This window comes from Polystyrenella longa (genome assembly GCF_007750395.1).
GTDB lineage: Bacteria > Planctomycetota > Planctomycetia > Planctomycetales > Planctomycetaceae > Polystyrenella > Polystyrenella longa.
Window position 1 is genome coordinate 2,457,811 of the sequence record NZ_CP036281.1, and the last position, 12,380, is coordinate 2,470,190.

General features: G+C 51.0%; 9 protein-coding genes. 6 read left to right on the plus strand and 3 right to left on the minus strand.

The window, feature by feature from the left end:
• Together Pla110_RS09115 and Pla110_RS09120 are read right to left on the minus strand one after the other, a co-directional pair.
• Positions 1-1,470: a PKD domain-containing protein gene (locus tag Pla110_RS09115; RefSeq protein WP_197440617.1), complete on the minus strand. Its 1,470-nt coding sequence runs from the start codon at positions 1,468-1,470 to the stop codon at positions 1-3.
• Between the two features lie 92 nt (positions 1,471-1,562).
• A complete protein-coding gene (locus Pla110_RS09120; protein WP_144995344.1) occupies positions 1,563-2,723 on the minus strand; it encodes a sialidase family protein in 1,161 nt (386 codons plus the stop codon).
• 235 nt (positions 2,724-2,958) lie between these two features.
• Between Pla110_RS09120 and Pla110_RS09125 the strand changes: the two genes are divergently transcribed.
• From Pla110_RS09125 to Pla110_RS09150, 6 genes are all read left to right on the plus strand, one after another.
• Positions 2,959-3,882 (plus strand): alpha/beta hydrolase, encoded by a 924-nt coding sequence (locus Pla110_RS09125; protein ID WP_144995346.1) that lies wholly within the window; start codon positions 2,959-2,961, stop codon positions 3,880-3,882.
• Between the two features lie 51 nt (positions 3,883-3,933).
• Complete coding sequence (locus Pla110_RS09130) at positions 3,934-4,833, plus strand: ATP-grasp domain-containing protein (RefSeq protein WP_144995347.1); 900 nt, start codon at positions 3,934-3,936, stop codon at positions 4,831-4,833.
• Positions 4,834-4,938: 105 nt separating this feature from the next.
• Positions 4,939-5,781, plus strand: coding sequence for an IclR family transcriptional regulator (locus Pla110_RS09135; protein ID WP_197440618.1), 843 nt, complete (start codon positions 4,939-4,941; stop codon positions 5,779-5,781).
• A 15-nt stretch (positions 5,782-5,796) separates the two neighbouring features.
• A complete protein-coding gene (locus Pla110_RS09140) occupies positions 5,797-8,307 on the plus strand; it encodes a PSD1 and planctomycete cytochrome C domain-containing protein (protein WP_197440619.1) in 2,511 nt (836 codons plus the stop codon).
• Between the two features lie 199 nt (positions 8,308-8,506).
• On the plus strand, positions 8,507-9,916 hold the full coding sequence (locus tag Pla110_RS09145; protein WP_144999656.1) for a DUF1501 domain-containing protein: 1,410 nt from the start codon (positions 8,507-8,509) through the stop codon (positions 9,914-9,916).
• 105 nt (positions 9,917-10,021) lie between these two features.
• Complete coding sequence (locus tag Pla110_RS09150; RefSeq protein WP_144995351.1) at positions 10,022-11,149, plus strand: aminotransferase class V-fold PLP-dependent enzyme; 1,128 nt, start codon at positions 10,022-10,024, stop codon at positions 11,147-11,149.
• A 22-nt stretch (positions 11,150-11,171) separates the two neighbouring features.
• Here the strand turns inward: Pla110_RS09150 and mch are convergent, their stop codons facing one another.
• Positions 11,172-12,140 (minus strand): methenyltetrahydromethanopterin cyclohydrolase, encoded by a 969-nt coding sequence (gene mch, locus Pla110_RS09155; protein WP_144995353.1) that lies wholly within the window; start codon positions 12,138-12,140, stop codon positions 11,172-11,174.
• Between the last annotated feature and the right edge of the window lie 240 nt (positions 12,141-12,380).

Here is a 12,380-nt window from a genome sequence, read left to right on the forward strand (position 1 = left end):
TTATTTCCCTACGGGAATGTGTAGTCGAGTCGTCGCGGGGTATCCGTCGGTGGAAGTGCGGCGGACCGTGACGATATAATTTCCAGGTTGGTTGTATTGATGTTTTACGACGGCATATCCATCTGGATCGAAAGGTTTGCTATCGCTGGGCGACTCCGTTACGAAAACGGGTGATCCGTCTCCAAAGTCCCATTCTTCTTTTCCCCCCTGCATACGAAATGCACGAACTTTGAATGTGATTTCGTCACCCGCTTTCAGGTTCTGGCTGGGATAATAATTCGCATTGAGACTAGGCGGATAGTGCTGCAGGTCCTTTGGATCGAGCACAATCACCGAAGTGAAATCGTAGTCGACATTGCCCTCTTCGTCCGAGACTTTGAGTGTCTCTGTGAAGTACCCTGGTTGGGGATAGACTTTGGAGAACTGAGGCGATTTTTCAGTTGTTCCATCATCGAAAATCCACTCATATAGCAGATCACCTTCAGCGCTCCATGATCGACTGCCGTCTAAAGTCGTCTCCTGGCCAGCCACAATGAAATGTCCCGGGCGCGCATTAGCGATGATGTTCAAGCCTTCGTCACGAATGCAGATTTCCCGCATAATGGCGTAACCCGCTTGCGTACCCCATTCACCTGAAGGTTGTTTGCTTTTCATCTCGAAGTGAAGATGAGACCAGCCACCACTTGCACCTTCTTTCCCAGCGGTACCAATACGGGTTCCCATTTTGATGAAAGTTCCCGGTTGAATGGCGGGATCAATTTCTTTCAAGTGCGAGTACCGGTAATACCAACCGCGACCGTCCAGAAGATATACAACATCGTAGCGCGGACTGGTGGGTGTTCCTTCCCGATGACCTTCCAGAACTTCCTCACCTCGCTGTACAACCAGAGCGTCCGTGGCGGCAATCACTTCAACGAGTCCTTCACTGGCACCGATATCGAGACCAGAGTGATAGTAGATTCTTTTCAGAATGGAATTCCCACCGTCGACTGTCTCATTGTCGAACCAGGTGCGCGTGGCCAACCAATCCTGTTTGACGGGATAAATCATCGTTCCCGGCGTGACCAGAGGTGAATCAACGGGCCAGAGTCGGAAACGGGCATCTTTTTTCAAACCCCAGAAGGCCGGTGTGCCATTGCTGTTAAGTCCTTTGGTCACAGTGCAGTCGATTTTGACCGATCCCACTGGCTTGGGTAGCAGATAACATCCGCCTTTCAAGTGGACCTCTTCTCCGTCGACGAGTAATTTCAGGTCGCTACTACGCACTGCAAGCCGGATAGGATCGCGGTGTTCTTTCAGTTCGAGTAACTTCACTGTGCACTCGGAACCGTCACATAAAGGGACAGTCGCTTCCTCACCAATATTCAAATCAATAACTCGAACGAGCGGATCGATTTTGTGCAATTCATCGGCGGAGACCGGCAAGTCGGTAGCGAATAAGATCAAACAACAAATCAACAGGCGTCGCATGAAAAAGAGGCTTTCGTTTCGCTTTAAGATGTCGATTAAATATGAAGGCATAAAAAGAAAATATGGATCATCAAAAACTCCAATGGGCTGAATTACTTTTCAAGTCGAGCATCCAACTCGGCTAGTTTCAGTCTGACGCTGACGATGTACGGTGCTTCGCCCGCAGTCCAGTGCCCATAAGTCGTCAGCACAAACGTTCCATCCGGCAGCAGGATGTTTCCAGGGTAGGAACAGTCTGCCCCCTTGGTGTTATCCATCAAACGAATGCGGTACTCTCCTTCGCGACCTTCGACGATATCGTCATAGGTTCCGACCCAGGCGACCCAATCCCCTTTGGTCGCACTCTCCAAGGTGGTGTCGCGGAAAGTGATGAGCAGTCGGCCATCATTGGCATAGCGTGCCTGATGCCGGTCACCCGTCAGTGCGGCTGGCAATTCGCGTGGTTCACTCCAGGTAACGCCTTCATCTTCGGAGAAGATGACATAGCTATTATGCTGTCGGCTGTTCTCACGCAACAGAACGGCGAGTTGATTGCCATCGGGAGATCGCACAATTCCTGGTTCACACAGATGAGCCTCTGGGAGAAAGGCAATCGCTTCCGGTTGGCTCCAGGTTAGGCCGCCATCGGAAGAGAGTGATTGATAAACGTGGAATTCGATTGGTTTACTTTGTTTGCTATCTTCACGAATAAAGCGACCATCATCATGGAACAACGTCAGGTAACGACCATCTTTTAGCCGGACCAGATCGGCCATGGCGACAATGCCCCCAAAGTCACCAATCGGTTCCAGCGGGGACCAGGTCAGACCATCGTCTTCCGAGACTGCCATTCGGATGGGATATAGTCCAGAGAACATGATCAAACGTTTGACACCCTGCGGATCCACAACCCGGTATAAGGTGGGGACCTCTCTCGATGTCGCCCAGTTTTCCGGCACAGTCAAACGGTCGGACCAGGTGAGCCCACCATCTTCCGACCGTTTCATCACAATGCCTCCTTTTCCATGTCCCTTCGGATAGACGGCGATGATCGTTTTCTTGTCTTCTAACAGCACGGTTGTCGGGTGACCGAGGTATTGTCCCTCTTCGCGGTCGACGATGATTTGTCGATCTGATTCTCCGGAGATATCGATGATAGGAATCGTGTAACCTCGGGTCACAGGTTCTGCGGCGGAAACCGACGTGTTCAAACCGGTCAAGAACAACGCTGCAACCATCCCGCAGAGCGGGAAGATAGGACGGAGATGAAGCATGAAAAAGCTTTCTGAAGAGTGAGTCATTCAATGTGTGGAAATCAGTTGTTCACCTCCAACTTTAAACGGTTTCGCAGGCAACAGCAACCAAACAGTTCCGATTCGGGATTTCAGATGAGATTCAAATTCGGGTCCCCGTTTGAGACCGCTTGCTCAAATGTCGGGAACTGATTACAACGAGAGAGAATTGATTCTCCAACTTTAAGCTATCATCACACAAGGATGCTGTTTTTCGATGCCCCTGGATCCCCAAGCAGAAGATTTTCTGCAGAAGTATTACAAATTGAATCTGCCTCCACTGTCTGAAATGACCGTTCAGAATCTGCGGAGTATGGTGGCCCCCGCGACGGGAGATCTCGAACCGGTCTCTCGAATCGAAAATCTGGATATTCCCGGCCCACACGGCGAGATCAGCATTCGTATCTATTATCCACAGCTATCCGAACTCGAATCGCCTCGTTCAGCTATCGTGTATTTCCATGGTGGTGGCTGGGTCACAGGCAATCTCGATGCTTACGATCATCTCTGTTGTGCGCTCTGTAATCGATCCGAAAGTATTGTCGTCTCCGTCCATTATCGTTGCGCTCCCGAGCACCCCTTCCCCATTCCGCTGGACGATTCTTATGCAGCGACAAAATGGGTTGCCGACCACCTGACGGGTTGGGATATTCCAGTGGAGAAGCTGGTCGTCATGGGAGACAGCGCCGGTGGAAATCTCGCCGCCGCGACTTGCTTGAAAGCACGCGATGCAAATGAACCTCGCATTGGTTATCAGGTATTGATTTATCCCATCACCGACTACAACCTGCAGACTGTTTCATATCGAGAAAATGCAGAAGGATATATGTTGACGCGTGATTCGATGGCTTGGTTCTGGGAGCAATACGTGCCCGAGGAACTCGATCGTCACGATCCCTTAGTCTCTCCTCTGCGGACTGATGAGCTGAAGGGACTGCCTCCCGCATACTTACTCACCTGTGAGTTTGATCCTCTGCGAGATGAAGGGATTGCCTACGGACGTAAACTGCAGGAACAAGCCGTTCCAGTTCAATTCGTCCATTGCTCCGGTATGATTCATGGATTCTTTCGCCGAGTCGATATATTTAATCTTTCACTGATAAAGGTTCAAGAAATCGCTGACGCCATTCATGAACTCTGAGTTCGTCAGTTCAGACCGTTCAGCCATACTTCTCATCCTGAAAGCAAGTTGATGCGCGTCGGTATTCTGAGTCATTCCGAGAGCTGGTATTACCGGGAACTGAATCGCGCCCTGACAGATCGCGGTCATCAAACGGTCTTGCTCGACTTCCATCAACTGACCGCTTCTCTATGCGAGAATGACATCTTATTTGACGGTAAATTTGATGGTAAACAGGAATCGTCGGTCAATCTGTTGGAATTGGATGCGATACTCGTTCGTTCCATGCCAGCGGGTTCACTGGAGCAAGTCATCTGGCGGATGGATTTGCTTTCGCGATTGGAAGCTCAGGGAGTTCAGGTACTGAATAAACCGAAAGGGTTGGAATGTGCCATCGATAAATACCTGACGACCGCCCGACTGCAATCGGCTGGATTGCCTGTTCCCCCTACTATTGTTTGTGAATCGACAGATCAGGCGTGTGAAGCGTTCGAAACATTGGGAGGCGATGTCGTTGTAAAACCGTTATTCGGTTCTGAAGGACGCGGCATCATTCGAATGTCGGATCCTGACCTCGCTTGGCGAACATTTCGAACCTTGGAAGCGACTGCCTCTGTCCTGTATCTACAGAAATTCATTCAGCACGAGGGGGCCGACATCCGGGGTCTTATTCTGAATGGACACCTGGTAGGCGGAATGAAGCGATTGGCGGGGAATAATTTTCGGACGAATATCTCCGTCGATGGAACACCCACCCGCTACGAATTGACAGAACACGAAGAGCAACTTTGCCTGCAGGCGGCGGCAACGGTGGGAGTCGAGTTTGCCGGAGTCGACCTTTTATATGATTGTCAGTCGGGACAGCCCTATGTGCTGGAAGTGAACGGAGTCCCCGGTTGGCGTGCACTGGAGCAGGTGAACCAGATCAACGTTGCTGATATCCTCGTAGAAGAGCTGGCATCGCGATCCTGAGTGACTGGCTGCAGTGAGTGACAAACCGGATCCATGTCGCTTGAAACTCATATTTGTAAAGACTTATGCTTGACAGCTGCTGTTTCAAATGTGAGACTTTATTTCATGAGCAAAACTGCATCCTCAAGCGAGGAACCTAAAAAGTCCTACCGCGCCCCTGCCCTGGAAAAAGGGCTCGATGTTCTGGAATTAATGGCGAATGCACCGCACGCCATGAATTTGACGGACATTGCGCGCGAGCTGGGACGCACTAAGCAGGAACTTTTCCGAATAATGGCTTCTCTGCAGAGCAGAGGCTACCTGTTACGTGATGAAGCTCAGCGATACAGAGCCAGTACAAAGATGTTCGAACTCGGTTCACGCAACTATTCGACGCAGGCGCTGGTCGCACGTTCGATGCCGCATATGGAGCGGCTGGTGGATGAACTGGGAGAATCCTGCCATCTAAATATTATCGTGCAGGACCGAATGATGGTGGTTGCGAGAGCGGAATGTCCTTCGGATGTTTCTCTGGCGGTGCGAGTGGGTGCCGCTTTTCAGTTGCACCAACGGATTTCCGGCCGAGTTGCCCTCGCCTTTATGAACGAGGAACGGCTGGCTCAGTATTGGGAGCGAGTTTGTGAACCTGCGGACGTGGTCGAAACCATCGAAATGGAACTCAAACAAATCCGCCTTAATGGTTTTGATTTAGCCGACAGTCCCTTGCTGCGTGGCGTAAAAGATTGTGCCGTTCCTATTATTAAAGGGAACTGCCATCTCTTAGGAGTATTGTGCGTGTCTTATTTAACACGCGTGGACGAAGCCATCGATCGGGAATCGTTGCCCGAATTCCTGAAACAAACGGCCCTTTCCATCGTCGCTGAATTCAGTCCTCAACCGGAAATAATGGATGAGGACGGTATCGAATTCACGGAACTGGCCGAGTCTCTGACGAGATCAATCAAATAAGCATAGATGAAAAATATGAAACGGATATCGTCACAATTGATCAATGAAAATAGAAGCCGCTGGTTCTTAGCCAGCCTGGCTATGATCGCTGTCTGTCTGCTCTGTTCTTCTGACGCGAAAGCTGCAGAGAAACCGACGGAAGAACAACTCCGATTCTTCGAAACGAAGATTCGTCCCTTGCTGCTAAACTCCTGTGTAGATTGCCACAGCGAAGATCTGGCCGAGTCTGATTTGCGACTCGACAATCTGGCCGGCATGCTGCATGGGGGAAAAGCAGGACCGGCTCTGATTCCGGGGAAACCAGCCAGTAGCTTGATTATCACAGCCATTGGGTATCAGGATGGCACATTACAGATGCCGCCCGATGAGAAACTGCCCAAGTCAGCCATTGCTGACCTGAAGCGGTGGGTCGAAATGGGAGCACCACACCCGGAAAGTGATCAGATTACGGACACTATAAAAAAATCGGGTGTCGATTTTGAAGCAGGCCGTCAGCATTGGGCATTTCAGCCAGTTCAAAAACCGGAAATCCCCCAGTTAACAGCAACATCAGAAGAATGGGTCAAAAACCCGATTGATGCGTTTATTCTCAAATCACTTGAAAACCAACAGCTTCAACCGCTCGCACCTGCTGACAAACGGACTTTGATTCGTCGCGCAACGTTTGATTTAACAGGCTTGCCTCCCAAACCGGAAGAAATCGATGCTTTCCTGGCAGACGATTCGCCGGAGGCATTTTCGACTGTTGTCAACAGATTGCTCGATTCGCCTCATTACGGAGAACGCTGGGGGCGTCACTGGCTCGATGTCGCACGCTACGCCGATTCCAATGGACTTGATGAGAACGTCGCCCATGGTAACGCCTGGCGATATCGCGACTATGTGATTGAGTCGCTCAATAATGACAAACCTTACGATCAGTTTTTGCAAGAACAACTCGCCGGAGATCTGCTGAACGCGGTAGAACCCGAGACCGACTACCATCTGAAAAACGAGCGACTGATCGCGACAGGCTTTCTGTCTCTTGGTCCTAAAGTGCTGGCCGAAGTTGATTCGATAAAGATGGAAATGGACATCATCGACGAGCAGCTTGATACGGTTGGACGCTCCTTGATGGGTCTGACACTCGGGTGCGCTCGCTGCCACGACCATAAATTTGATCCGGTGGCTCAAGCCGACTACTATGCCATGGCTGGCATTCTGAAAAGCACGAAGACGATGGAGAGTTTCAAGATCGTCGCCAAATGGAACGAAAACGAGATTGCATCCCCCGATCAACAAGCTCAGAAAGAAGCTCAACAGGCGAAGATCGAAGCTAAAAAAACAGAGATCACAGGGTTAGTTGCCTCAGCAACGGAAAGCTTGAAACAACGTCTGGCACCCGATGGAAAGCTTTCTGAGAAACCCGAAACACAATTCACTGCTGAAGAACAGACTCAATTAAAAACACTCCGTGAAGAGCAGAAAAATCTGGAAGCCAACCTTCCTGTACTTCCCACCGCGATGAGCGTGAAAGAGGGCGAGGCTGAGGACATTCAGATCCATATTCGAGGATCACACCTGACCTTGGGAGATACCGTCGCACGCGGATTCCCGCAGGTCATTGAAATTCCCGTTGAATACAAGATTCCCGACGCCCAGAGTGGTCGTCTTGAATTGGCTAACTGGCTAACCAATAAAGAGCATCCATTGATGCCAAGGGTCATGGTCAATCGCATTTGGCGCTGGCATTTCGGTGAAGGAATCGTAACGACTCCGGACAATTTTGGTTTACAAGGCTCGAAACCAACACATCCTCAATTGCTGGATTGGTTGGCGGCGACCTTTATTGAGAAAGGGTATTCGCTGAAAGAAATGCATCGCTTAATGATGCTGTCGAGTACCTATCAGATGAGTAGCGAATATGATGAGACTACTGCGGAACGTGATCCGGGCAACGTCTACTACTGGCGATTCAACGCACGTCGACTGGAAGCGGAGTCGATTCGAGACGCTGTTCTAGCCGTCGCCGAAACATTGGATCGCGAAATGGGGGGCAATTTACTTAACGTCGATAACCGGGCCTTTGTTTTTAATCATGAGTCGAAAGAAAATGTGGACTACGATTTTGGTCGTCGTTCTATCTATCTCCCCGTGATACGTAATCACCTGCATCCCGTATTCTCACTGTTTGATTATGCCGATGCGAGTGTTTTAAATGGAGACCGTCAGACGAGTACAGTCGCCACCCAAGCGCTCTTTCTGATGAACTCACCCTTCCTGGAAGAGCAGACAACGGCGTATGCGAACTGGTTGATTGCCCAGGAATCAGAAGTTCCGGCTCGCACCAACCTGTTATACGTCAAAAGCTACGGACGACTTGCTACTACTGAAGAGCAGGAGCGGGTACAGAATTTTCTCGCCGAGTTTCCCGACGTCTGGAAGAGTGATCATCCAGATGCGGAAGAGTCAGCGGTGACGGCGGCAACCTGGCAGGCCTTGTGCCATGCCGTTCTAGCGGCGAACGAGTTTACTTACCTGCGATAAGCATTCCTCTTCTCTGTTAGTTGAAATTCTGTTTGTTGAGTTAGGTCTATTGCAAATCGTACAGCGAAAGAGATGAGAACCCATCCTGTAATATCAGCTACCAATTAACCCATCAGCGGGGTTCAGGACAGCTTCTACTTGTGAAGAAATAGGGATTATGAAGAAACGTGATTTCGAAGAGATGCATGAAGTGCTCAACATGCCCGGGTCCCGTCGGCAGATGCTCAAGCAGAGTGCCGTTGGATTCGGATACCTTGCGCTGGCTTCGATGCTCAGCGGCGAATCATTACAGGCTGCGGCTGGTCCGCGTGCATCTTCTGACAGCATGACCCACTTTCCCGCGCGGGCCAAGCGAGTCATCTTTCTGTTTATGAAGGGAGGCCCTTCCCAGGTCGATACCTTCGATTACAAACCCAAACTTCAAGCGGATACTGGCAAAGAGTTGCCGTTCGACAAACCTCGCGTGCAGTTCGCTCCGACGGGAAACTTGCTCGCATCACCCTGGAAATTCAAACAATACGGCGAATCGGGAAAACATGTCAGTGAACTTTTTCCGCACGTTGCTGAATGTGTCGATGATATCTGTTTTCTGAATTCCTGCCACGGTACAAATCCGGCTCACGGTGGCGCCGCTTTGAAATTGCATACCGGGAGCGATAACTTTGTCCGGCCCAGTATGGGGGCCTGGGTGAATTACGGACTCGGTTCGGAAAACAACAACCTTCCGGGCTTCATTACCATCTGTCCGACACTCGCTCATGGTGGCGTGAAAAACTGGAGTTCCGCATTCCTTCCGGCTGCCTGTGCGGGAACGCCCTTGGGAAATGCCAGCCTTTCTTCGGAAGAGGCGCGAGTACAATTTATCGAGAACTTAAAACTCTCCCGTAAATCGCAGCGTGTGCAGCTCGATATGATTCGCCAGATGAATCAGGATCTCCTGAATCGAACAGGTCCGGAATCGGCGCTCGAAGCACGGACGGCATCTTTCGAGCTCGCATTTCGGATGCAGTCGGAAATGCCGGATGCGGTCGATCTGACACAAGAGTCCGCCGCGACTCACCATCTCTATGGTCTGGACGAAACTGAAACTGCAGATTTCGGACGGCAATGCCTGATGGCACGTCGGTTTTGCGAACGAGGAGTCCGCTTTGTGCAAATCACGCATAGCAATACCCGCGTTCAGTGGGACCAGCATGGGGAACTTCGCAAGGAGCATCCTATCAACGCGAAGGAAGTTGATAAGCCAATTTCTGGGTTGCTGAAAGACCTGAAACAGCGTGGCTTGCTTGAAGATACTCTGGTCGTATGGGGGGGGGAGTTTGGTCGAACGCCCACCGTACAAGGGGGCGGCAACGATGGTCGCGACCATAACCCGGAAGGATTCACGATGTGGATGGCGGGTGGTGGTGTGAAACCGGGGATCTCTTACGGTGCCACGGACGACTACGGATTTTACGCCGTTGAAAACAAAGTTCACGTTCACGATATGCACGCGACGCTCCTGCACTTGATGGGCCTTGATCATCTTAAGCTGACCTATCGATATGCGGGTCGCGATTTCCGATTGACCGATGTCGCCGGGAATGTCGTGCACGATATCATTGCCTGATTTTGCAGAAGCTTTCCTGATTCCCAAGTGTTGCCGCGACTGAACCTGCAAAACTAATGGGCAGCGCGTTCCCCAGTCGGTTTTTATCCGAAAAGAACTCCCCTCATGTTCACCCCTGAATCCCGCCGCGCCGACTTTCCGTCGCTCGAAGGTCGTAGTTACTTCAATACAGCCGCTGAAGGTATTCCCCCTCTCTCTGTCCTTCACGCATTGGAGCAATATGGGCAGGACAAATTATTGGGTATGGATGGCCGCGCAAAACACGAGGCGGTTTGGGACCGAGCGAAACAGGAACTCGCAGACGCTTACGGACTGTCGACGGATGAAGTCAGCTTCTGTTCTTGCTCTTCCGAAGCATTTAACCTGGCAGCGTTAGCATTACAGCTGCAACCGGGTGATGAAGTCGTCATCAATGATCTCGATTTTCCTGCCGGTTCCACCCCCTGGTTGCAGGAGTCTTCTCCCGCGACCGTTAAAGTCTGGAAGTCACGAGACTTTGCTTTACACCCTGACGATCTGAAACCGTTGCTGTCTCCACGGACTCGATTAGTCACGACTTCGCTCGTAAGCTTCTTCAATGGATTTAAGATTGATGTCCCTGAAGTAACTCGATTGGTCCGAGCCCATTCCCCAGCCCTGTTCGCGTTGGATGTCACACAGGGATTGGGGCGTATTCCACTGGAACTTTCCGACGTGGACCTGATTATCAGTTCAACCCACAAATGGATTCTGGCCAGTCATGGTGGCGGCTTGGTAGGAGTCCCTGCCCATCGCGCAGCGGAATGGACCGTCCCTGCCGGAGGCTGGTTCAATCTGCAAAATGCGTTCGAAGCTGATCGCTTTGAAAAAACCGTGACTAAACAAGGAGCCGCCAGCTTTTCCGTGGGGATGCCTAACTACCCTGCAATCTATGCGATTGAAGCCGGTCTATCATACATTCGGCAACAATCAATTCCGAAAATCAACGACTATTGCCAACCCTTGTACGATCATTGTTTCGCGGAGTTAAACAAACTCGACGTCGAAATGCTGACTCCCTCCGATCCGGCTAATCAAGCGGGGATCATGGCGTTCCGCCACCCCGATGCCGAACGAATTTACAAACACCTGCACGCCGAGAACATCCATTTGATGTACCACGCCGGACGTCTGCGTATCGCAATTCATGGTTACAACAGCGAAGCCGATGTCGAACGTCTACTAGCCGGAATTCATTCCGCAGTAAAATCCTGAATGAATTTATTCGCTGTGGTTGTTACCAACCATAGGAAGACTTCAGGACATCAGGGCGTAACTCTCCAAAGGTGAAGGTGCGTCCTGTGGAGAGGTTCTGGAAGGTGACTTCTGCGGGGCTGAACAGTGCGGGATCGAGCTTGTAGAAATCGCGATCGGCTTCTTCAAATAGCTTCAGGAAGGGTTCCCCGAATTTGTCTGAGGAATTCGCGGGAACTTTGGGGCCGATCTCTTCAAGCGAAGCGTCATCGCCCGTCACCCAAATTTGCACTCGCCCGCCGTAAAGAATGGCATCGTTGGTCCAGCCAATTCCCGTGAGCGGATCGGCGGCAATCGGCGGCAATGGCGCCGTTCCCATGGCGCTCTCGATCCTTCCAAGATCAAAATCGAGTTCCAGAAGTTGATGAAGCGCCGTTTCGATAGAGCGTGCGACGACTTGGATCGATCCTGCCAGACTGGATGCGGGAGCCACGACCATCACGACATCACTCGGTTCGACGTTCGCTTTCTCAGCGATATACCGAGCCACCATTTCTGTCGGTAACTGATGGCTTTCCAGGACGCCAATGACCGTTTCGGCCTTTTCGCTGTATTTCAGTTTTTCAAACAGAGATTCGTTGGCAGCGACTGCGCGCATCGGGCCGGACCCCATGGCGAAGTAGCCATCAACATTAATGCTCCACCCGGCGTATTGGCTGAGCAAGCAGGCGGCGATGGGGTGGTCGCTGGAAACATTCACATGAGGACACGTGATGTCGCCGATTTCTCGATGAGAAAGAAACAACTCGCCCAGGTTCGACATGCAAATGCCACCGAGCATGATGCCCGCATCAAGTCCACCCGGCACTTTGACGCCGAAATCGAGCACCCGTGCTCCGTTAACCAGTTCATGCACTTCGATCTTCAATTCGTCGGCCAGATCAATCGCCTCTTCAATGTTGAACAGGGCACGCGAATTCAGATCATAATCTTTATTAACGTCATGCGGCATGGGGAGGGAGTTCTAACCTGCGATGTGGCAGAAATGAGAGTAGGTCACGTCATCGAAGCGAATGACGATAGAAAGCAATATAAAGCTAGCTCTAAGTCGCTACTGTAGTCCGATCCAAGTTGAATATCAAAGGGGCAGCATACGAGAACTCGTACATAGCTCTCATTTCCAGATTGACCTCATATCGAACTTCAGAAACAGAGACTACTGGCCGACAGAACTTCAGAATGGGTGGTTGTT

Excerpts from the sequence above, each read along its gene's own strand:
- Pla110_RS09135 (WP_197440618.1), top strand. The coding sequence starts at position 4,939 with ATGAGCAAAACTGCATCCTCAAGCGAGGAACCTAAAAAGTCCTACCGC.
- Pla110_RS09150 (WP_144995351.1), top strand. The coding sequence starts at position 10,022 with ATGTTCACCCCTGAATCCCGCCGCGCCGACTTTCCGTCGCTCGAAGGT.
- Pla110_RS09120 (WP_144995344.1), bottom strand. The coding sequence starts at position 2,723 with ATGCTTCATCTCCGTCCTATCTTCCCGCTCTGCGGGATGGTTGCAGCG.
- Pla110_RS09140 (WP_197440619.1), top strand. The coding sequence starts at position 5,797 with ATGAAACGGATATCGTCACAATTGATCAATGAAAATAGAAGCCGCTGG.
- Pla110_RS09130 (WP_144995347.1), top strand. The coding sequence starts at position 3,934 with ATGCGCGTCGGTATTCTGAGTCATTCCGAGAGCTGGTATTACCGGGAA.
- mch (WP_144995353.1), bottom strand. The coding sequence starts at position 12,140 with ATGCCGCATGACGTTAATAAAGATTATGATCTGAATTCGCGTGCCCTG.
- Pla110_RS09115 (WP_197440617.1), bottom strand. The coding sequence starts at position 1,470 with ATGCGACGCCTGTTGATTTGTTGTTTGATCTTATTCGCTACCGACTTG.
- Pla110_RS09125 (WP_144995346.1), top strand. The coding sequence starts at position 2,959 with ATGCCCCTGGATCCCCAAGCAGAAGATTTTCTGCAGAAGTATTACAAA.
- Pla110_RS09145 (WP_144999656.1), top strand. The coding sequence starts at position 8,507 with ATGCCCGGGTCCCGTCGGCAGATGCTCAAGCAGAGTGCCGTTGGATTC.